Source organism: Paenibacillus elgii NBRC 100335, assembly GCF_004000865.1.
Classification (GTDB): Bacteria; Bacillota; Bacilli; order Paenibacillales; family NBRC-103111; genus Paenibacillus_G; species Paenibacillus_G elgii.
The window spans coordinates 237847-258257 of record NZ_BIMB01000003.1 but is presented as its reverse complement, the minus strand read 5'-3'; the positions used below and the strand labels follow the sequence as shown (position 1 = coordinate 258257).

The window sequence follows — 20411 nt, the reverse complement described above, 5'->3', positions numbered from 1 at the left end:
GCGAGCCTATGAATATCACTGTTGTGGAACATAATCCTAATTGGAAAGAAGAGTATCTGAAGGAAGAACGCGAAATTAAAGAAATTCTTCAGGATGAATTAGTGAATAGCTTTCACATTGGCAGCACTTCCGTTCCTGGTCTGAAAGCGAAACCCATTATTGATATCCTACTTGTAGTTCATGAAATCAACAAATTGGATAACTATTCCACACCATTTGAACAGCTCGGCTACGAAGTGATGGGCGAGTTCGGTATTTGCGGCAGAAGATACTTCCGTAAAGGGGGAAGCAACCGAACCCACCATATTCACGCTTTTCAATATAACAATTTTCAAGAAATCGAGCGCCACCTATCGTTTAGAGACTATCTTTGCCATCATCCCGAAATTTCGAAGGACTATGGTGCATTAAAAAGTGAATTGGCCAAAAAATATCCAGATGACATAGAGCGTTACGGCGACGGAAAAGACGATTTTGTGAAAAACGTAGAAAAGCAAGCCTTGATTTGGCATTGGACTATGCGCTAATAATAAATCGGAGCGGAAGGTGTTTTTATGGTTGATATGGCGCCAGTTTTATTCACAATCCCTATTTATTTTAGAGAAAGAATGCGTATCGAGCCAGGAACTACACTTGAATATGAGGAGTTCGAGTCGGGTGTAGGCAAGCGTGTTATGATAAATTTCAAACCAAAACAACCTTTTCTATTCGGAAACAACAATCAAGATGTTTATCGGGTTTCAGCAGAGGGACAGATTGCCATTCCAAAGCATGTGCTTGTCTATCTGGGGATTCAAAATAAGGATGAAATAGATATCGAGCTTTATGCTAATGATTTAACTCTGATCCGAGGCCACTTCTTTCGATTTAAAGAAATTATTGTTTCCAAAAGAAATGATTTCTTCATGGATCATAGTTTGGATCTTCTGATCGTCAGGTTCCATCCAGAATCCGATCAAGAGCATGAATCGACTCTATTTGTAGATAATGCAACCTTCCTTGAATTAAGACACCTCTATTACAAAATAAAATCGAAATTCGATCCAAACAGTTCCAATCCATGGGTAGGTGTTCCGGAGGATACGGCAGGCAGTTTAAAAGGGATTTCAATCCATTATTCAACAAAACCTGAAGCACTAATCATCCAGAAAGAATAATCTCCAACGAGTAGTTATCGAGCAACGAGGCTCAGCTGTCGTTCGCTTTTGGCCTTGCGACCGCCTCAGCAAAATTTTCTCATGATCAGCTCAATCGGACCTCGTTTCAACCATTTTCTCCACACCGCCGAAAAAACGATGGCGAGCATGAAATAAACGATTCCATATGCCATGGCGATAGAAAGGTTGCCATTTTCTAAATAACCTACAGTCTCAAGCAGTCCTAACCCGATAACAATGTGTCCGATATAATGGGATAACGATAATTGGCCGGTATGGATCACTGCCTGCATCAGAAGGGAATTCTCGAATTTTTCGACCATATAAACACTGATCGCAATAACGGCCAAAGCTGAACAAATGCCGGATAATACATATAGCATGTTAGGCGGCATCGGTTTCGTCCCAAAAAGATAAAAGGCCGCCTTACCGAATGCAGGAGTGTTCCATTGGACCAAAACGAAAGAAATCGTTTCAAAAACAACCGTTCCCGACAGCGAATAAAGCAGTACCTTCGATCGGTTTTCTTTATTCAGCCAACGCTTTCTGCCGATCCACAAGCCGATGAGGAAGAAGCTTAACCAAGGAAAGACAGGATGGAATCCGTTAAATAACAGATTGCGAGTGAATCCTTCTATCGTCCAAAAGCCCGCATATTGCTTAAAACTCGAGTCCCACCCTTGGGTGTAATCGAATACGACTAACAATAACTGTGATGTTAACAGAATCATCAAGAACAGACCGAGTATTTTATTATCGGATACAGCGATCAAAACCGCAGCGACCAGCATGAACACGGCATAATAATGCAAAATGTCGGCGCTCCAGCCCATTAACAATAAAATCAGGCCAGCTCCAAACAGGAAAGCGGCTCTCCGGTACAAGCCGTTCCGGCTTTGACGAATGAGCTCCTCGTTCATTGAGTTTCGCGCTTTCGAGGTCATTAATGACACCCCGATGCCGGCCAGCACGACAAACAATGCGGATGCTCGTCCCTCAAACAAACCCGCTATCGATTGCAGCCATGCCGGTCCGCCATTCTCCGCCTGCATGGCAAGCTTATAATTCACGATAATCATTCCGAAGATCGCCAATGCTCTGGCAAAATCAAGGGCGGTTATCCGTTCATTCGTTTGACTCATAGATTGACTCATACCGCATCATCTCCCTTTAGCGCTTCCTTTGCAAATCCCATTACCATATAATCCCACTTCATTTCTTTGAATAAGAGGTGCCACATTAAACTTTTCGTTTGTGAATGAGTACGGAATAATAACTGCTCGTATAGCTGCTTCGCCCGCGGGTTTTTACCTGAGACGTACAAACTTAGCCTATCGAGGCTTGGCTTTGTTTGAACAAAATACTGGGCCCATTGCAATAGCAGCTTTCCAACTCCTTTGCCTCGATGCTCTGGATGGACAGCAACGTCGGAAATATAACATTCTCCTGCTTCTGGTTTATGGTCGAACAAATATAAACCGAACCGCATTTTAAGCAGCTTCCATGTTCCGAACCGATTGAAGCTCTCCCACGAAGGAAGGTTTTGCTTTTGCTTCCAATCCGATTCGGGTTTCCATTTGATGGATATGGTTCCGATCACTTCTCCATCCTGCAGGGCGACCATTCGTTGACTTGCCGGGTCGGCAGGAAAATGGTCAAGAAGCTTTTCGAAAAAAAGAGCAAGCTCGCCGTCACTCATACTCGTCAGGTTTTGAAATTTTCGGCCAAACCCTTGGACAAGCAGTCGGCTGACCTGTGAATTATATTTGGCCTGTATAGGTTCAATCGTTATAGGTGCGGCCGTCATGTTCCATGCCTCCTTTCGGATTTTGCAGTCGGTTCGATTAAGGCCTGCAGCTCGTAGTGCAGCTTGTTTTCGCTAAATAGGGATAAATAAGATTTTTCAACGAGAATCAGAGGACCCGTGATGATATGAGATTGCCGGGCGGCATAGTCGTAAAACTGTTCAATCAACGGTTCAAGATCTTCGTCTTCATTCACAAGGCTCTGTATGGAAAGGTAATCGCCGCCGGGTAAAGACAAATCGCCGGGCGCCTGCGTTTCCAGGTATAAGGTAACGGTGCTCGAACCGTCGTATACATAATGAATGTCCGATTCGAACAAGTTCGGAACGCGCTTCGTCTGTTCCGCCAAACGTGCGGCATTCAGCTTCGTGTGCGAATCCAGTTCAATCCAACGTGCCAGATAAGTGTCATCTCGCCGCTTGATTTGGTATGGATTGGGCTGCGAGCTGAAGCTTTGTTGTTCATGCAAAACTTTTTTGATGAACTGCTGAAGCTCTTGGAGCCGCTGCAGCTCCGCATCGATTTCCCGCAGGGAATGCTGAAGAAGCTGGCGATATTGATCCGCAGAATAGGAAGTCATGCAATCTTTTATGGACTGAACAGGCACTCTCAGCTTGCGAAGCAATAGAATATGCGCCAGCTGATAAACTTGATCCATGCTGTACATTCTGTACTGATTATGATCCGTGTAAGCAGGTTGAAGAACACCTTTCTCTTCAAAATAACGAATTTGATGAACAGACACGTTCATAAGCTTAGCTAATTCACTAATCGTAATTTCACTTTTCATAAAGCTCACTCCTAGGATGAGGCTTGGAATATCTTAACGATACACCTTAGGTCAGACCTAAGGTCAAGTGTTTATGTTCGAAGAAAATAAAGTTGTAGACTGGAGTTGCTGATGTTTTAGACTGATCCGTCAAATGCAACAGCGGCAGACAAGGACGCGAAATCAAAGTCCTTTTCTACCGCTGTTGTGGTTAACATTCAATCTATCGTAATCCGTTAACGTAATGGTCTATGATCATTGTGTTACGTTTCTCATTATAAATTGGTCTAATAAAAGATTTTTGTATTGGTTCTATATCATATACCAATAAGCCAATATAATTTATTTATACTGACTCAACTTTCGCAGCATGGAATTGGCAAACAAGCCTTGATGTAACTGGGCAGACGGGTAACCTAGTGTTGGAGTTGACGCTGAATCAGAGCCGATAGCTTCTTTCCTGCCTTCGTCGCGATTTCGCTGACAAGCTCGAGCAATTGTTGCAAGGCGACAGTCCAATCCAGTGTGCCGACTTCGTCACACAGGACATAAAACAGACCGCCGAACGTGCGTGCATCTGTACTTTGTCGATGCTGCCAACGACTTGGGGAGCCGACAGAAGCGCTTCCTGCCGACGCTTGTAGCCGTGTGACCGTTTGTCAAGGAACCCTGTCCTTATCCAAGGAACGGGGTTCCTCTCGTTTCCAGAAGTTGCAAAAATCCGGAAGGTACCACGGACACATCGGGGCCGGCAATGTGGATCAGGGCTGCGCGGGTCAGGTGTGCTCCTCCTCGAGGGCACCGGCGAGGAAATCGATGAATCCGAACGGCGCGCGATCGTCGAGGCAGAGCCCTAGGATCATGTGCGAACCCGCGGCGGCCGACTCGCTGCGCGGGAACAGCGCCTCTTCGTAGGCGGTGAGTGCAGCTTCGATATCGCCTTGGTGTGCGGCGATCGCCTTCGCGAGCTCGGCGCCGTCGAACATCGCCAAGTTCGCCCCCTCGCCGGCCGGCGGCATCAAGTGCGCGGCATCACCGAGGAGTGTCACCCCGGGCACGCGGTTCCAACGGTGGCCGATCGGGAGTGCGTTGATCATGCGAGGGATCGGTGCGGTTTCGCTGTCGGTGATCAGCGCGGTGAGTTCCGGCGCCCACCCGTCAAACTCGGCCGCGACGGCTCGCGTCGCGGCGGTGGCGTCAGTAAAGTCGATACCGGCGATCCACTCGACGGGACGGTTTAACTGGACGTACGTATGGAGGATGTCCTCCGCCTCGCGGTGTGCGCTGATCCCCATTCCCGGGGCGAGCGCGAACATCGCGCCGCTGCCGACCGCCTTGGCCGCCGCGGAGTGCCGCACGTCGGCGTCATAAAGGTAGGTCTCGATGAGTGTCGTGCCGACATACTCGGGCTGCGCGTCAGAGAGCAGCGGACGGATCTTCGACCAGGCTCCGTCCGCACCTACGAGGAGTTCGGTGCTCACGGTGGATCCATCCGCGAACGTCAGCTCATGCCGTCCGTCGCCATGAGGCTCTACATTGATGAGCTTCTTCCCCCACTGGATTGTCTCCGCAGGCAGGGAGTCAATGAGGAGGCGCCGCAGATCGCCCCGAAGCACCTCGGGCCGTCCGGCGTTGCCATCGTCGGGCTTGTCGAAGAGCACCTTCCCGTGCTGGTCAAGCACCCGCGTCGCTTCGCCACCTTTGTGTATCAGGCCGAGGAACTCGTCGAACAGCCCTGCTGCCTGGAGCGCGAGTTGTCCATTGTCCTCGTGAATGTCGAGTTGCCCGCCCTGCGCGCGGGCCTCCGCCGAGGGCTCCGCTTCGTAGATTGTTGCGGGGATGCCGTGAACGTGGAGAACCCGTGCGAGAGTGAGGCCGCCGAGGCCCGCGCCGACGATCGTGACGGGTGTCGTCACTTTTCCTGATATCGTTTTTTTAGTCATGCTATTCATCCTCTTTCTAATTTTTATTTAATCAACAATATAACCCAATCCTGACACGTCACTGTTCAATGATCACGCTAGGGTAAGGAAGAATTTTTATGATTTCTGAATATTGTTGATTACAATGTATAGAATGCAATAGCTTTATGAACTGAATATTAACTATGTATCTCAACTCTCTCGTTTCAATTAGTCGGTGCCTGCCTTGTGAGGCGAACCTCTTTTAGTCTTACGGGATGCGCCACGAAAGGAAGGCAAGAGCTGCAGCATTCTACGTCTAATTCGAACGGAGCTCGCGCCGGGCATTGACGGAACAAGCTTCGCAGATGTGGAACGCGAAGAGGGCATCCCGTTTCTGGAGAACATCCGAACTGAGCTTCCAGCAAACGCGGCTGGGCCGAACAGGCTCTACAGCGACTACACGAACAACTGGAACCGCTAGGCGTGGTAGGGAATTCCAGCACCGCGTTTGGAGAGGTATGCGATTACACGGAGATGAAAATACGAACCTGCTGACGAGAAAGAAACGGAGACGAAAAAGTAGCATCGGAGCGTATTGGGACTATATTGGGACTGGAAAGTCCACCCCTTGAAAAGCGCAGACGGGTATCGATGAAAATGTCCGACGTTTGATAGGTCACATAACCCTAGCGATGAAGCTTACGGGGTGAGCTGCTTGAGGAAAACCTCACGAGCAGTACTTATGGCCACAAAAGCCGGAAAGAAGATTTCAACGCTTATTCAGCGTCAACTCCAGCAATGGATTGCGGGTTTGCCCAACTACATTAAGGCATATTTGCCGATTTCAAGCTGCGAAAGTTGAGATACTAACCTTTGTTGCTCTTATTACAATTGAAAGGATGATCCAAAATCGCAGGAATATCGAATAAACAAATCTCGATTGACATTGTGCCACTGAGAGTAGAAGACCATAACCGCTGGAACATCTTGGTTCGAGGTTATAAAACCTTTTACAAGACTGAACTCCCCGACTCAACATATGATGAGGTGTGGCACCGATTGCTGAACGCCGATGGTATATATGGTTTTGGTGCGCACCTACAAGGAAATTTGGTCGGTATAGCTCACTACCTATTCCATCGCACTATCTGGATGGAAGATGCCTGCTACCTGCAAGATCTATTCGTCGACGAAGCTGCCCGGGGGCATGGGGTAGCTCGCGCGCTCATAGAGCGGGTCGCGAAATCGGCGCGCGAACATAACGCTTCTCGATTCTACTGGCAAACTCGTCAAGACAATACCACAGCTCGTTTGCTCTATGACAAGGTCGCCAATCACAAGGGGTTCATTCGCTATGATTATCCGCTAGAGTAAAATATACCTCTACTTTGCAAGCTCAGATAAGGTTGTTCCTAAATATTACTCCAGTTAGTCATAATGGCGTCCATAAGTCTAGTACATTATTTTCTAAATTACAGTTTAAACTAAAATAATCGTTAGTATCTATTGAACTCGACGCGCTTATAGAGTAAATTCAAACATAGGCAAAAGATGGATTTGGGGAGGAGCACACCTTGAAACACTTCACGATATTCGCATCGAGGAACGATATTGATGATATCGAAACTATGATATCGGACATATTTGCAAAAGGCTACGAAATTAAGAGAGACGACAATGATTATTTTCTGAAGTCCAAAACGCTGTTCAGCAAACATAAAATAACGATAAGAGTCGCGTCCGAGGATACGAATCCCGATTATTTCGCTAACAATATTCCCGGGATGATGGGGTTTTATGATCGCATTCCTTTTGAAGACGAAAACCTCAAAGGGTTAGTCATGACGCAAATATCCGTCTTAAATACGATGCTTGCGATCGAAGCGGAGAAGGACATTACCGACGGGCAGCTGCAATTATTTACGGGGCTGCTGTCGCGAGTCGGAGGAATAGGCTTTTTGCCGAACGGAGTTTTGCTTGATCAAGCGGGAGAGGTTATTGTGTATCCCGACGGCACTTCGGGCCCGTCTAATTTCAGGCCTCACGCCTGCACCAGAAAGGTACTCGGTCCTGAAATCACTTCCGAGGAAGGCGAACAACGAAAAAGCAAGTCCATCGCCTATTTAAGTGAAAGAAAGATTCCGTTTATTCACGGACTGCCGCAGCTTCCGCCCTTGGGGCAATGCCGGTTTAAGTCAAAAGAAGACATCGCAAGAAGAGCGGTCACCGTATTAATCGTCATCCAATACGCTTGCGACGTGGCGCAAGGCGAAGATATTGAGGGATCGAGAGACTTTTTCACCGGCATGCTGCGAAAATTTGGCGTGGAAAAGTACCTCACGGAGAACGAAAGAAAGCTATTGCAGGATGATGAGCCAGCTAGGGAAGAGGCGATCAATATTTCCTGGCAATACGAAGCGTACTGGACGCTGATTTGGGCGCTGGGCCTTGTGGAGACGCTTGATTTTCCCGATCAAGTATGCGACTGTGACTATGCGATTCAAGTCGTTTCCAGCTGCGAAACGTTCGAACAATTCGTTCTCAAAACCGCAATGCGCAGCGAGGAAGAGATGTTGGATGAGGCTGACAAAATTTATCGGCTTCACTGGGCGTGCGTCAACAGTCGAATCCAAGGGGAGGAAGCTCCGGCCGGCATGAACGAAAGCATCGTCTTAGAAAGACGCCGGGGATTGTTCTGGATCATAGGTCACCGCGATGAAGCGTGGGATCATATTTCGATGGATACCTAGAATCAAGAGATGACAAAAGGCGAGCATATCTTAAAAGGCGATAACCGCTGTGTGTATTGGATTAAACCGGAATAGGAAGTGACCCTAAATTGCGGTTACCGGTAATCAACGAACAACTGGCTGAACGGATTCAACAATCCGAAATCGATTTTATAACTTCAAGGATTCGTTCCATCAGTGAGCGAAGCGGCAATCCGGAAGGCGTCGAAATTAAAAAATTCGGAAGCACCACGGCCTTTTATATCCGAACGATGCCCTGGGGGTTATTCAATTCGGTTAAGGGGTTCTCGCAAGAAGACTTGGGCAGGCTGGAGGAAATTATTCATTTCTACCGCGAAAGAGATCGAGCATTTCAATTGGATTTAAATCCTGGAACTGCGAGTCCAATGTTATGTAGGCATTTGGCCGAGAACGGATTGTTCCAGGAGAGCTTTCACTCTGTGCTATATGGTCGGCCCAGGGGGGATTTGCCAGATCTCCCTCGAAATATAAAAATACGCCTAATCGACAATCAAGCCGATTTTGACATTTATGCGGGCATCCATTGTGTCGGGACCGGTATGGATCTCGCACATAAGCACCATTTTGTGAACAACAACATAGGTTTGCTGAACCGTCCCGGTTGGAAATTATTTTTGGCTTATTGGAATGATGTGCCAACGGCTGTGGCTGTCATGCACGTTAGCGGGGGCATCGCCTCCTTCACGTTAGCAGCAACGATTCCCGAATGTAGAAGGAGGGGCTTGCAAACTGCTCTTTTGAATTGGCGGATGCATGAAGCGTACAAAGCCGGTTGTGAACTTGTTGTAGCACAAGCGCGTTTCGGAAGCTCGAGTCAAAATAATATGGAACGAATTGGGATGCGTATGGCTTGGACAAGAGCAGTTTGGGCACCGCTGTCTTAAACCAACTCAATCTCACATCTACAGGTTTGCTGTTTTTTCATTCCAGCAATCCTAATTTTTCGTATATCGTTGCCGAAACGGCCAATAACCTCCATTCCCGCTTGAGGAAAGCGAGACGGGAGGTTTTGTTGTTTTGGAAAAAGCATAGGGGAGGGGGCGGCTGGCCATGACGAATTCGACAGCCGTATGGATGATTATCATGAATAGCTAGATTCACCTGTAAAAAGGGGGAGTACCAGCGTCGCTGTCACCAGGGGCAAAGTAAGTGGATATATATTAGTCACTAACTTCAGGCCTTATTTTGTGGAAAGTTCACTTTCTGTTACCCATCCGCTGACTAACGGTGTTCATCGGAAGGCGTTAATTCGTACAGGCTGCGCACCTCGCACTGAAGCGTATCGGCGATCGAAATCGCGAACTTAAGAGACATCACTCTTTTATTGTCGATAAAGTCATCCAGCCGCTCCCGTCTCACCCGCAGTTCAAGCGCCAGCCGTTCCAGCGGTATTCCTGCTTCCTGAAGCCTTTCTTCTAGCAGGCAACGGCCAAGTTCGTACTTCAATATGCAAATGCCCCTCTCAGAAAAAATCGCCCAACGAATCTTATGATTTCCTTTCCGCTTTAGCTTCATCCCCGCTTGGATCTCGGGAATCGTGAGCGTAAACAGCGTGCCCGCCCCAGGCACTCTTGATGGATATAATTGTTATTAAGTTAAGGAGAGCGATTGCAGAAAAAGGTGATACGACTTTCCCTTACTTAAGAACTGTGGAATAGTTAAAAAATCCGATTAATTAAATTCCGAAAGGGTGTGTGTAATATACTATCAACTAATGTTTTTACTTATAAATCTAAGGATGGAAAAACAGTAATAATTAGAGAAGCTAAAGAACAGGATGCAGAAAGAATGCTAAGTTCTGCTTCAAAAGCTTTAATAAACGCTCCATACATGCTAAGTACGGTTGAGGATGTAAAAAAGATGAGTGTTGATGCTATTCAAAAAACATTAAAAGATTATCATGAAAATCCAAATTATGTACAGTTTATTGCTGAAGTTGATGGTAAGTTAGTCGGTGCAATAGATTTTAAGAACGGAAACAAAGAAAAAATTAGTCATCAAGGAGCTTTTGCGATGACCATACTACCTGAATATCGAAATTATGGTATTGGAAGAGCTCTTCTAGAAACGTTAATCAATTGGGCTAAAAATAATAGTAAAATTGAAAAAGTTTGTCTTGAGGTAATGGAAGATAATTTAGGTGCAATCCACTTATATAAGAATCTAGGCTTTTTTGAAGAGGGTAGAAAAGCAAAGGGTGTAAAATTGGATGACGGCTATCAAGATTTAATATTAATGGCTTTATTCGTTTGAAATTGAACATAATTCAACAATAGGGTGCTTATATGTGGTATGATTTTTGACCATAGCCGACTTTTGGCTTTTCGCCGCGAAACAGCAGCTTCTTAGGAGGCTGCATGTTCGCGGTGTTTTTATGCCCAAGAATAACAAAACAACGATAACGGCGCTTCGCGTATTGCCAAACTGCTGGCTCGCCGCTCGGAATTTTCTCGCTCTGACTATTCGGGACACGCAGTAGGGTATGTCAAAACCATATTGGAGCAAGTCGTAGCAACGAATGTTGATTACGTATTTATCGTGTCGTCCCTAATTGACTTAGCCCCGGATTTCAGCGCACCGTTAGCTGAGGTTCAGAAAACCGCTCCTAATGTGCCGGTATACGCAGTTTCCAGTCACACCGGGAGTGGTTTAGACGGGTTGAGTGAATATCTGCAACCAGGAAAAATCGTGGTATTCCTCGGCATGTCCGGCGTGGGAAAATATTTGTTTAAATCATCTTGGAAGAAGAGGTACACGGACCGGGGAATAAGAAAGATATTGTCCAAATATTCGGATGAAGCTGGCCTTGTTCAAAACTTGTCGCCACATAAGTTGCATCATTTCCTGCTGACTCGGCCCAAAAAGCAGGGCATCGATGATGCTCGGTGACAGCTACGCTGGTACCACCCCAAGAACGAAAAAAATGGATTTACATTAGACATTTATATAAATTTCTGATATATTTTTATCCATGGAACCTAAAACGAACTTTACTGAATTGAACGTGAGCGACTTCGCTATGGCGTTCGAAGAATTGACAAGGATATTCATCCGGATGCCGTCCATTGAAAAGCTGAGCTTCACCACGCTATCCGTATTACACACGCTATCTCTTAGAAGCCCTATGAGGCTGAGCGAGTTGATTGCGACGGAACAGGTAACGCAATCCGCTATTACGCAGCTGGTGACTCGGCTCGAACGCGATGGGCTGGTTGAGCGCCGTCCCGATCCGAGCGATGGTCGTGCGGTGCTCGTCCATATTACACCCCAAGGGGCCAGCGTCATTGATTCACGCCGGACTGAACGCATTATGCAGATCGCCAGGCTTATTGAAGGGCTCTCTCCAGGGGAAAGAGCTGCTATCGCATCCGCGCTGCCCGCATTGACGCGCCTTGCCGAGCTTGGAAACGCTTAGCTCAGTCGGCGGCAGCTCCGCGCTCCCATTTTAATCGACCAAGGAGGAGTACTCATGACACAATCTCTATCCGCGCTTGAACCGACTCCTATCTACGTGCCGGACGATCTGCTCGCAGATCTGAGAACCCGGCTGAAAGCCACCAGATGGCCCCTCGATGCCGGTAACGACGACTGGTATTACGGCGTCAGCCGGCGCTACCTTGAGGAATTGGTCGACTACTGGATCAACGAATTCGACTGGCGCAAATCCGAGGCCGCGATCAACGTCTACGAGCACTACAAAGTAAACGTCAACAGCGTTCCTGTCCACTTTATGCGCAAACCCGGCGTAGGACCGAACCCGATTCCGCTGATTTTGACCCATGGCTGGCCGTGGACGTTTTGGCATTGGTCCAAGGTGATCGATCCGCTTGCCGACCCCGGCGCATTCGGGGGAGATCCCGCGGAGGCTTTCGACGTGATCGTGCCATCGCTTCCCGGCTTCGGTTTCTCAACGCCACTGCCGAACAATCCGGATATGAACTTCTGGAAGGTCGCGGATCTATGGCACGCGCTCATGACGGAGGTTCTCGGTTATGAGAAGTACGCCGCCGGGGGATGCGATATAGGCGCCCTTGTAACGGGCCAGCTCGGACATAAATATAGCAGCGAGCTCTACGCAATCCACATCGGGTCTGCGCTAAAGCTGAGCTTTTTCAACGGCGAGCGCGCCTGGGATTTCTCCGGAGGGCAGCCGATTCCTGATCATATCCCTGAAAGCATACGGAACGAGATCCTGAAGTTTGATCGTCGTTTCGCGTCGCACCTCGCCGTACACGTGCTCGATCCGAGTACGCTCGCTTATGGGCTGTGCGATTCCCCGGTAGGCATGCTTGCATGGATTCTGGAGCGATGGGCCAAATGGAGCGACAATGGCGGAAACGTCGAGCGTGTCTTTTCGAAGGACGATTTGCTTACTCACGCGACGATCTTCTGGGCGAACAACGCCATCGAAACTTCCATTCGCTTCTACGCGAACGCCAACCGTTACCCGTGGACACCGTCTCACGACCGATGGCCGGTTGTAGAGGCGCCTACCGGCATTACGTTCGTAAGCTATGAGAATCCGCCGGGCATTACGACCGAAAATCGGGTTCGGCACTTTCTGGACAGCGACCGCGCGTCCTGGTACAACCATGTCAATATCTCCGTTCACGACCGGGGCGGCCACTTCATCCCCTGGGAAATTCCGGACCAGTGGGTTGACGACTTGCGCTGCACCTTTCGGGGACGCAGATAAGCGAGTATCCCGCATCCTAAATGGACATCCGTTTTCAAAAGACGGGATGTCCATTTTTTTCATCCCAAGCGCGCTGAATCGCGAAGCTGTAGAAGGTTTGCGCGGCTGCGGGCAGATAACGGCCCATGATTCTCGATATGCCGGTCGTCATGGTGCAGTGGGGCTCGGTTAGGGTCAGAACATGAAGCCGATCCTTTAATAGTTCGGAGAACTTTTCCCAAAGAGGCTTCGGGATAAACGAGATGCCTAGACCGAGACTCACCATTTCTCCGATGACAACCGAATCATTTCCCTCGAACGAAATTTTGGGAGCAAAGCCGGCTTGCTGACAAAGCTTTTCCAGCCAATTCGACGAATCGTAGCTCGTGTTGCTGCTAATAAATCGTTCGTCGGCGACCTCCGTCAGCTGTATTTCTTGACGATGCACAAAGCGCTCCTCTCTCGGCACCAGCAATAACAATTCTTCCGAAAATAATGGGTCCCATTGGACATCGGGGCCTTCTATCGGCTCGGAAGAAATGCACATGTCGATCTCGCCTTTTTCCAGCAATTGATACATATTGATGTCGCTTCGCAAATACTGACGTATCCGGATATCCGGGTATTGACGCAGAAAGGCCGATACCAGACTCGGAAATAAACTGACGTTTGTGGTAGCGATGGAAACGGAAAGATGTTCGATCTGGGCCATGTCATTGATTTTCTTCTTGGCTTGATCCAGCTCCAGAAACGACCGCTCCAGGTGGGCAAGAAAAATTTCGCCATATCGATTCAGCCGAATATGACGTCCCTTTCTTTCAAAAAGGGGAACGCCGATATCTTCTTCTAATCGGGAGATCGTTCTGCTCAGCGCCGGTTGGGTAATGTTTAATTCCTCGGCTGCCTGTGTCATGTGCTCCAATCGGGCTACGGTTTGAAAATAACGAAGCTGCTGCAGTTCCATTGCTTTACTCCATTCATTGTTTCAATGTAATGAATTGATGTTCAATTATATATTGGATATTATGGATTGCCGCGGTTAAAATAAACCCATACTTTCGAATAAGTTTTCGAAGGTTGGGGTAATTTTTGTTACCGATGTTGGGGAATATTAACTCTATAAAAGAGGGAGGTTTCTTTATGGAAAATTTGATGCCGATCCCCCAGCCCAAAACCTATGGCGTTCTAGGGAATATTCCGTTAATCGATAAGGATTCGCCTACGTTATCTTTCTGTAAGCTTGCTGACGAATACGGTCCAATTTTCCGTTTCGAGGCATTGGGAAGATCCGTTTATATTATCTCCGGACCCGACTTGGTGGCCGATGTATGCGATGAATCGCGTTTTGACAAAGCGATAGGGCATCTGCTGAAAGTACGCGATTTTGCCGGAGACGGACTATTCACAAGTCTGACGGAAGAGCCGAATTGGAAAAAGGCGCATGCGATTCTGATGCCTTCCTTTAGCCTTCAAGCTATGAAGGGCTACCATGATATGATGGTGGATATCGCTGTGCAGCTTGTCCAGAAATGGGCGCGCCTCAATCCGGATGAGAGCATCGACGTTCCGGACGATATGACACGGCTCACCTTGGACACTATTGGCTTGTGCGGCTTTAACTATCGTTTCAACAGCTACTACAGGGAAACGCCAAATCCATTTATTGTCAGTATGGTTCGTTCTCTGGATGAAGCGATGCATTACGGCAACAGGCTGCCGATTCAAAACATGCTGATGGTCAAAACCAAACGCCAGTACGAGCAAGATATTCAATTGATGTTCTCCTTGGTCGATAAAATCATCGCCGAGCGCAAAGCAAAAGGGGATCAGGGAGAAACCGATTTGCTTGCCCGAATGCTGACGGCCAAAGATCCCGAGACCGGTCAACAACTGGACGATCAAAATATTCGATACCAAATTATCACGTTCCTGATCGCAGGCCATGAAACCACAAGCGGACTGTTGTCATTTACGATTTACTTTTTATTAAAGCATCCGGAAGTATTAAAAAAGGCTTACGCCGAAGTGGATGAAGTGCTGACAGGCGCAACGCCAACGTACGAACAAGTTCTGAAACTGAACTATATCCGAATGATTTTAAACGAGTCTTTGCGTCTATGGCCGACCGCTCCCCAATTTAGCCTGTTCGCCAAGGAAGACACCGTCATCGGAGGAAAGTATCCGATTAAGAAAGGCGAAGCCGTTTCCATTGTACTGCCCAAGCTTCATCGGGATAAAGGGGTATGGGGGGACGATGCGGAGCAATTCCGGCCGGAACGGTTCGAAGACCCTGGCGAAATACCGAACCATGCCTATAAACCGTTCGGGAACGGGCAGCGAGCCTGTATCGGCATGCAGTTTACGCTTCACGAAGCGACTTTGGTGCTCGGGATGGTCCTCCAGCAATTTCAATTGCTCGATCCTTTGAACTACCAGTTGAAAGTCAAACAGACGCTGACGCTGAAGCCGGACGACTTCAAGATCCGCGTTCAATTGCGGGATAAGAAACTAACCGCTGTGTATCCCGACAAACCGGGAGAAGATGCCCAGGCTCCGAGCCCTGCAAAACAAGCGCAGCTAGCTTCCGTCATCGGAGTGAACAACAGGCCGCTGCTCGTGCTTTATGGCTCTAATATGGGAACCGCAGAACGTATAGCCAAAGAACTTGCGGACCTCGCCCGTCTGCACGGCATTCGGAGTGAAGCAGCGGCACTGAACGACCGGCTGGGCCATTTGCCGAAGGAAGGTGCTTTAATCATCATCACCTCTTCCTATAACGGCAAACCGCCAGGCAATGCGCGACAGTTTGTTCAATGGCTGGAGCAGGTGGAAGCGGGCGAGCTTAGCGGCGTGCATTATTCCGTATTTGGCTGCGGGGACCACAACTGGGCCTCGACGTATCAAGAGGTGCCGAGGTTCATTGACGAACAGCTCGCCGCCAAAGGAGCGACAAGGTTCTCCCTTCGCGGAGAAGCTGATGCGAGCGGCGACTTCGAAAAGCAGTTTGAAGCATGGAAAAGTCAAATGTGGACCGATGCGATGAAGACGTTCGATCTGAAACTGAACGAAAATGCGGAAAAAGAACGGAGTACCCTGAACATTCAGTTTGTCAGCGGCTTTGCCGAGACGCCTCTCGCTCAATCGTACGATGCGGTTCACGCGACAGTGGCGGAAAACCGCGAGCTTCAGCAGCCTGACAGCGGACGCAGCACGCGGCATATCGAGATCGAATTGCCGGAGGAGGTTACGTATCAAGAGGGCGATCACCTTGGCGTCTTTCCAAGTAACAGAAAAGAGAACGTCGGCCGTATTTTGCGGCGGTTCGGTTTGAGTGAGAAAGATCAAGTGATTTTAACGGCGAGCGGGGTCAGCGCATCCCATCTGCCTTTAGACCGGCCCGTATCGCTCTCGGATCTGCTTAGCCATAATGTGGAGCTGCAGGAGGCGGCAACGCGAGCCCAAATCCGTGAGGTCGCCGGTTTTACGGTTTGTCCTCCACATAAGCGCGAATTGGAAGCTTTGTTAGAAGAGGGGACCTACGAAGAACAGATATTGAAGAAACGGATCACGATGCTGGATCTTGTTGAAAAATACGAAGCCTGCGAAATTCCGTTCGCGAAGTTTTTGGAACTGCTGCCTCCGCTCAAACCCAGATATTATTCGATATCCAGTTCCCCTCGAATGAACGCGGGCCGGGCCAGCATTACGGTAGGCGTCGTCCGCAGTCAGGCTTGGAGCGGACAAGGGGAATATGTCGGGGTAGCCTCGAACTATTTGGCGGAGCGTCAGTCGGGAGCCGACATCGTCATGTTCGTACGCACGCCGGAATCCGGCTTCCAGCTCCCGGAAGATCCGCAGACTCCCGTGATTATGGTAGGGCCGGGGACGGGGGTAGCGCCATTCCGCGGATTCCTGCAAGCTCGGGCGCAGATGAAGCGGGAAGGACAATCGCTGGGCGAGGCCCATCTTTATTTCGGCTGCAGGAACGAAGCGGATTATATTTACCGCGAAGAGCTGGAACAATACGAAAAAGACGGCGTGGTTACGCTTCATACGGCTTTTTCTCGCAAAGAAGGCGTATCGAAAACGTACGTACAGCATTTGATGGCGAACAACGCAGCAGAGTTAATCCGTATTCTTGACGCTGGCGGGCGGCTTTATGTGTGTGGAGACGGCAGCAAAATGGCGCCAGATGTCGAAAACGAGCTGAAGAAAGCTTATCAGGCCGTCCATGGAGTTGAGCAGCAAGAAGCGGAAAAATGGTTGGAGCGTCTTCAGTCGAACGGCAGCTATGCCAAAGATGTCTGGGCGGGAATCTAACTGTTATGAAAAAAGTCGCATCTTGCGGCTTTTTTCATTTTTAAACAATCCTTGGCCGCTTTTTTTTAAACGAAGGTACGCTAGACTTGTCCAACTACCGCTTTATTAAATATAATAGGGGAAGGATAAAAAAATAAGTAAGAGAAAGCGGGTACCAGTATGGGACGTAAGTGGAATAATATTAAAGAGAAAAAAGCATCGAAGGACGCCAGCACGAGCCGGGTCTATGCGAAGTTCGGAGTTGAGATTTATGTCGCGGCGAAGAAGGGCGAACCTGATCCGGAATCCAATCAAGCTTTAAAATTCGTGCTCGAACGAGCCAAAACATATAACGTACCGAAAGCCATCATCGACCGCGCGATTGAGAAGGCGAAAGGAAACTCGGAAGAGAGCTATACGGAGCTTCGGTATGAGGGATTCGGTCCGAGCGGTGCCATGGTCATCGTCGATACGCTCACCAATAACGTAAACCGCACTGCCGCGGACGTGCGTTCGGCTTTCAATAAAAGCGGAGGAAGCATGGGAGTCAGCGGTTCTGTAACTTATATGTTCAGTCCGACGGCCGTCTTTGGAGTCGAGGAGAAGACATCCGACGAAGTTTTGGAGCTATTGATGGAGGCAGATGTAGACGTTCGGGATATTGCTGAGGAAGAGGATTCGGTTATCGTCTATGCCGAGCCGGATCAGTTTCATGCCGTCCAATCCGCGTTCAAGCAAAAGGGCATTACGGAATTTATCGTGGCCGAACAGACGATGCTGGCGCAAAATTATGTGACTCTTTCCGGAGACGCTCTGGTGCAGTTCGAGAAATTGGTCGATGCTCTTGAGGATCTGGAGGATGTTCAGCAGGTTTATCACAATGTGGAGCTGCCGGAAGAATAAGCTCTGTATACAGTTCGTAACAAAAGCATTGGCTCAGTCTCCGGATTTGGGTCGATGCTTTTGTTTTCTCTAAATAAAAATGGCCCATCACAAATTTGCTTGAAGCTTAAGGCAGCCGGCGATGCTCGCATCACGTCTGGAAATATTTAGCGCAACCGTTCATCGGCAAACATAAGTTGAACTTTGGACGAGCGCTTGATTCCCGGAATTGTTTACTTGCTCGTCCGGTCAGAGTGATTTCCTCTATTGCCTACGCATTTGGATTTGTAGTACGATCATGTTGGAACCAAGTAATGGAAAAAATAGCAGCCTATACTTCAAGAGAACGGGAGTGTTATTGCATGCTGACGCCACTGAAGGATAAGACGGTCATCGTGACCGGAGCCAGCAAAGGAATCGGCAAAGGAATTGCCAAAACCTTCGCCGCAAAGGGAGCGAAGGTTGCCGTCGTCGCACGCAGCCTGATGAAAGCGGAGGAAACGGCGGTGGAAATCCGGGAGAACGGAGGCGCTGCTCATGCTTTTGAAGGCAATGTCGCCGATTTGGAATCCATGAAGCGCGTGGCCGACGAGACGGCCGGTGTTTTCGGAGGGATCGACGTGTTGTGCGCCAATGCGGGGATTTTTCCGAATGCGCCGATTGAGGAGATGACCGGCGAGCAGTGGGACGAGGTGATGAACACGAATGCGCGTGGGACGCTGTATTCTCTCCAAGCCTGCCTGCCATTTCTAAAGAAAGCGGAATACGGCCGGATCATCGTTACCTCTTCCATTACGGGGCCGGTCACCGGCTATGCCGGATGGTCGCACTACGGCGCAAGCAAAGCTGCTCAGCTTGGATTCATGCGCAGTGCGGCGCTTGAACTGGCGCGTTACAACATTACGATTAACGCCGTTATGCCCGGTAACATTATGACGGAAGGGCTGGAAGGCCTCGGAGACCAATATTTGCAGGCGATGACGGCGTCCATTCCGCTCAAGCGGCTCGGAAGTGTCGAAGATATCGCTTACGCCGCTGTCTTTTTGGCTTCGAAGGAGGCCGGCTTTATTACAGGCCAAACGATCGTCGTCGATGGCGGGCAGATCCTTCCGGAAAGTCTGGAAGCGATGAGCTGAACCTGAAGGGCGGCGCGTGCCCTTGTCTTTTGAAGAATGAACTCATTGATGTCACGGCCGTTTACCGGTATTTTATCGGGAAGCGGTCGTTTTATTTTTTTGCGGTTGACTTTGCCCTTAGGATAAGCTGTACAGTGAAAAGGAACAAAGTCCGTATCAAAATAGGAAGAATGGAGGTGACCTCTTGCTATCGATTGGTGAATTCTCGAAGATCTGCGAAGTATCCACCAAGACGCTTCGGTATTATGAGGAAATCGGATTAATTCGTCCCGATGAGATTAATCCTGAAACCGGTTATCGGTATTATTCCATCGGGCAGCTACAAAAGATGCTTTTTATCAACCGCCTGAAATCTTATCATTTTTCTCTGGAAGAAATCAGAGCCATTCTGGAATGGGAAGAGGATCAATCCGAGGAGAAGCTTTGTTCTGCCCTTCATCGCAAGAGAAGGGAGATAGAGGAAAGGCTGCATACTTTAGAATATACCCTGAACCAAATGAGGAATGACATTTTAAATCTAGAGAAGGGCATCCCCATGATGTCATACCTTGACAAGATCGAAGTACAGCTTGTGGAAACCCAGCCCATGAATATCCTTTATATGCGTCAGATGTTGAGTCACGACGACTATGCGGCAGGATATGGGAAATATTTTGGCAGGCTCTATGAAAAGATTGCTGCGGAAAAACTCACCTTGCTCGGTACTCCAATGACGATATATCACAGCCCTGAATACAATCCTGCTGGCAATGATACCGAGTTTGCCATCCCGATTAAGGAGCCTGTCAAAGGAACGAGGGATTTGCCCGGAGGCCTCTGTGCGAAGTCTGTGTTAAAGGGCTCCTATCCGGAATTGACATCGGTTTATGCCAAGCTGAGGCAATGGGTGGAAAACGAAGGGTATGCGCTGGTGAAATCCCCCTATGAAGTGTATGTAACCGACCCCAATCAAGCCGCCGGTCCTGAGGAGATGGTGACCGAGGTGTATTTTCCCGTGAAGAAAAAATAGAGAG

19 protein-coding genes and 2 pseudogenes are annotated in these 20411 nt (G+C 48.7%); 14 read left to right on the top strand and 7 right to left on the bottom strand.

The window, feature by feature from the left end:
• Window positions 1–8: 8 nt before the first annotated feature.
• On the top strand, window positions 9–527 hold the full coding sequence (locus PEL01S_RS03880; protein ID WP_063177900.1) for a GrpB family protein: 519 nt from the start codon (window positions 9–11) through the stop codon (window positions 525–527).
• A gap of 27 nt (window positions 528–554) precedes the next feature.
• On the top strand, window positions 555–1157 hold the full coding sequence (locus PEL01S_RS03875; RefSeq protein WP_063177898.1) for an AbrB/MazE/SpoVT family DNA-binding domain-containing protein: 603 nt from the start codon (window positions 555–557) through the stop codon (window positions 1155–1157).
• A 65-nt stretch (window positions 1158–1222) separates the two neighbouring features.
• Here the strand turns inward: PEL01S_RS03875 and PEL01S_RS03870 are convergent, their stop codons facing one another.
• The 5 genes and pseudogenes from PEL01S_RS03870 to PEL01S_RS03850 all read right to left on the bottom strand — a co-directional run bounded on the left by PEL01S_RS03870 (window position 1223) and on the right by PEL01S_RS03850 (window position 5674).
• The gene (locus PEL01S_RS03870; protein ID WP_127459341.1) at window positions 1223–2311 is read right to left on the bottom strand and encodes a DUF418 domain-containing protein; all 1089 of its coding nucleotides are present in this window, start codon (window positions 2309–2311) and stop codon (window positions 1223–1225) included.
• Window positions 2308–2964: a GNAT family N-acetyltransferase gene (locus PEL01S_RS03865; protein ID WP_063177896.1), complete on the bottom strand. Its 657-nt coding sequence runs from the start codon at window positions 2962–2964 to the stop codon at window positions 2308–2310. Before PEL01S_RS03865 ends, PEL01S_RS03870 begins: the two co-directional genes overlap by 4 nt.
• Complete coding sequence (locus PEL01S_RS03860) at window positions 2961–3752, bottom strand: MerR family transcriptional regulator (RefSeq protein WP_127459340.1); 792 nt, start codon at window positions 3750–3752, stop codon at window positions 2961–2963. Before PEL01S_RS03860 ends, PEL01S_RS03865 begins: the two co-directional genes overlap by 4 nt.
• Before the next feature lie 395 nt (window positions 3753–4147).
• Window positions 4148–4330 (bottom strand): annotated as a pseudogene (locus PEL01S_RS35825) (IS4 family transposase); the annotation flags it as partial.
• Window positions 4331–4507: 177 nt separating this feature from the next.
• Window positions 4508–5674 carry an FAD-dependent oxidoreductase gene (locus PEL01S_RS03850; RefSeq protein WP_204343404.1) on the bottom strand — a complete coding sequence of 389 codons (1167 nt, stop codon included), beginning with the start codon at window positions 5672–5674 and terminating at the stop codon, window positions 4508–4510.
• Between the two features lie 447 nt (window positions 5675–6121).
• Here PEL01S_RS03850 and PEL01S_RS03845 point away from each other — a divergent pair.
• The 4 genes and pseudogenes from PEL01S_RS03845 to PEL01S_RS03830 form a co-directional block, all read left to right on the top strand.
• Window positions 6122–6290 (top strand): annotated as a pseudogene (locus PEL01S_RS03845) (group II intron reverse transcriptase/maturase); the annotation flags it as partial.
• Between the two features lie 293 nt (window positions 6291–6583).
• On the top strand, window positions 6584–7009 hold the full coding sequence (locus PEL01S_RS03840) for a GNAT family N-acetyltransferase (RefSeq protein ID WP_255320068.1): 426 nt from the start codon (window positions 6584–6586) through the stop codon (window positions 7007–7009).
• 200 nt (window positions 7010–7209) lie between these two features.
• Window positions 7210–8385 (top strand): DUF4272 domain-containing protein, encoded by a 1176-nt coding sequence (locus tag PEL01S_RS03835; RefSeq protein ID WP_127459338.1) that lies wholly within the window; start codon window positions 7210–7212, stop codon window positions 8383–8385.
• Between the two features lie 89 nt (window positions 8386–8474).
• The gene (locus PEL01S_RS03830; RefSeq protein ID WP_127459337.1) at window positions 8475–9290 is read left to right on the top strand and encodes an N-acetyltransferase; all 816 of its coding nucleotides are present in this window, start codon (window positions 8475–8477) and stop codon (window positions 9288–9290) included.
• A 337-nt stretch (window positions 9291–9627) separates the two neighbouring features.
• Here the strand turns inward: PEL01S_RS03830 and PEL01S_RS03825 are convergent, their stop codons facing one another.
• Window positions 9628–9852 (bottom strand): transcriptional regulator, encoded by a 225-nt coding sequence (locus PEL01S_RS03825; protein ID WP_063177991.1) that lies wholly within the window; start codon window positions 9850–9852, stop codon window positions 9628–9630.
• A 246-nt stretch (window positions 9853–10098) separates the two neighbouring features.
• Here PEL01S_RS03825 and PEL01S_RS03820 point away from each other — a divergent pair, with 246 nt between their 5' ends.
• From PEL01S_RS03820 to PEL01S_RS03805, 4 genes are all read left to right on the top strand, one after another.
• Window positions 10099–10659: a GNAT family N-acetyltransferase gene (locus PEL01S_RS03820; RefSeq protein ID WP_127459336.1), complete on the top strand. Its 561-nt coding sequence runs from the start codon at window positions 10099–10101 to the stop codon at window positions 10657–10659.
• A gap of 405 nt (window positions 10660–11064) precedes the next feature.
• Window positions 11065–11295, top strand: a complete 231-nt coding sequence (locus PEL01S_RS03815) for a site-specific integrase (protein WP_239551074.1) — start codon at window positions 11065–11067, stop codon at window positions 11293–11295.
• Between the two features lie 82 nt (window positions 11296–11377).
• Complete coding sequence (locus PEL01S_RS03810) at window positions 11378–11821, top strand: MarR family winged helix-turn-helix transcriptional regulator (RefSeq protein ID WP_108533575.1); 444 nt, start codon at window positions 11378–11380, stop codon at window positions 11819–11821.
• Between the two features lie 54 nt (window positions 11822–11875).
• Complete coding sequence (locus PEL01S_RS03805) at window positions 11876–13102, top strand: epoxide hydrolase family protein (RefSeq protein WP_127459335.1); 1227 nt, start codon at window positions 11876–11878, stop codon at window positions 13100–13102.
• Between the two features lie 34 nt (window positions 13103–13136).
• On the opposite strand, the gene PEL01S_RS03800 is transcribed toward PEL01S_RS03805, so the two are convergent.
• Window positions 13137–14045 carry a LysR family transcriptional regulator gene (locus tag PEL01S_RS03800; RefSeq protein ID WP_127459334.1) on the bottom strand — a complete coding sequence of 303 codons (909 nt, stop codon included), beginning with the start codon at window positions 14043–14045 and terminating at the stop codon, window positions 13137–13139.
• A 176-nt stretch (window positions 14046–14221) separates the two neighbouring features.
• On the opposite strand from PEL01S_RS03800, the gene PEL01S_RS03795 reads away from it, so the two are divergent.
• From PEL01S_RS03795 to PEL01S_RS03780, 4 genes are all read left to right on the top strand, one after another.
• The gene (locus PEL01S_RS03795) at window positions 14222–17401 is read left to right on the top strand and encodes a bifunctional cytochrome P450/NADPH--P450 reductase (RefSeq protein WP_127459333.1); all 3180 of its coding nucleotides are present in this window, start codon (window positions 14222–14224) and stop codon (window positions 17399–17401) included.
• A gap of 159 nt (window positions 17402–17560) precedes the next feature.
• Window positions 17561–18283 (top strand): YebC/PmpR family DNA-binding transcriptional regulator, encoded by a 723-nt coding sequence (locus tag PEL01S_RS03790; RefSeq protein WP_010492624.1) that lies wholly within the window; start codon window positions 17561–17563, stop codon window positions 18281–18283.
• Window positions 18284–18624: 341 nt separating this feature from the next.
• Window positions 18625–19398, top strand: coding sequence for a 3-oxoacyl-ACP reductase FabG (fabG, locus tag PEL01S_RS03785; protein ID WP_127459332.1), 774 nt, complete (start codon window positions 18625–18627; stop codon window positions 19396–19398).
• A 184-nt stretch (window positions 19399–19582) separates the two neighbouring features.
• On the top strand, window positions 19583–20407 hold the full coding sequence (locus PEL01S_RS03780; RefSeq protein ID WP_127459331.1) for a MerR family transcriptional regulator: 825 nt from the start codon (window positions 19583–19585) through the stop codon (window positions 20405–20407).
• Window positions 20408–20411 lie beyond the last annotated feature (4 nt).

What these genes read in the sequence shown, in the direction of transcription:
- PEL01S_RS03860 (WP_127459340.1), bottom strand. Translation starts at nt 3,752, where the DNA reads ATGAAAAGTGAAATTACGATTAGTGAATTAGCTAAGCTTATGAACGTG.
- PEL01S_RS03810 (WP_108533575.1), top strand. Translation starts at nt 11,378, where the DNA reads ATGGAACCTAAAACGAACTTTACTGAATTGAACGTGAGCGACTTCGCT.
- PEL01S_RS03850 (WP_204343404.1), bottom strand. Translation starts at nt 5,674, where the DNA reads ATGACTAAAAAAACGATATCAGGAAAAGTGACGACACCCGTCACGATC.
- PEL01S_RS03865 (WP_063177896.1), bottom strand. Translation starts at nt 2,964, where the DNA reads ATGACGGCCGCACCTATAACGATTGAACCTATACAGGCCAAATATAAT.
- PEL01S_RS03790 (WP_010492624.1), top strand. Translation starts at nt 17,561, where the DNA reads ATGGGACGTAAGTGGAATAATATTAAAGAGAAAAAAGCATCGAAGGAC.
- PEL01S_RS03795 (WP_127459333.1), top strand. Translation starts at nt 14,222, where the DNA reads ATGGAAAATTTGATGCCGATCCCCCAGCCCAAAACCTATGGCGTTCTA.
- PEL01S_RS03870 (WP_127459341.1), bottom strand. Translation starts at nt 2,311, where the DNA reads ATGAGTCAATCTATGAGTCAAACGAATGAACGGATAACCGCCCTTGAT.
- PEL01S_RS03880 (WP_063177900.1), top strand. Translation starts at nt 9, where the DNA reads ATGAATATCACTGTTGTGGAACATAATCCTAATTGGAAAGAAGAGTAT.
- PEL01S_RS03805 (WP_127459335.1), top strand. Translation starts at nt 11,876, where the DNA reads ATGACACAATCTCTATCCGCGCTTGAACCGACTCCTATCTACGTGCCG.
- fabG (WP_127459332.1), top strand. Translation starts at nt 18,625, where the DNA reads ATGCTGACGCCACTGAAGGATAAGACGGTCATCGTGACCGGAGCCAGC.
- PEL01S_RS03875 (WP_063177898.1), top strand. Translation starts at nt 555, where the DNA reads ATGGTTGATATGGCGCCAGTTTTATTCACAATCCCTATTTATTTTAGA.
- PEL01S_RS03800 (WP_127459334.1), bottom strand. Translation starts at nt 14,045, where the DNA reads ATGGAACTGCAGCAGCTTCGTTATTTTCAAACCGTAGCCCGATTGGAG.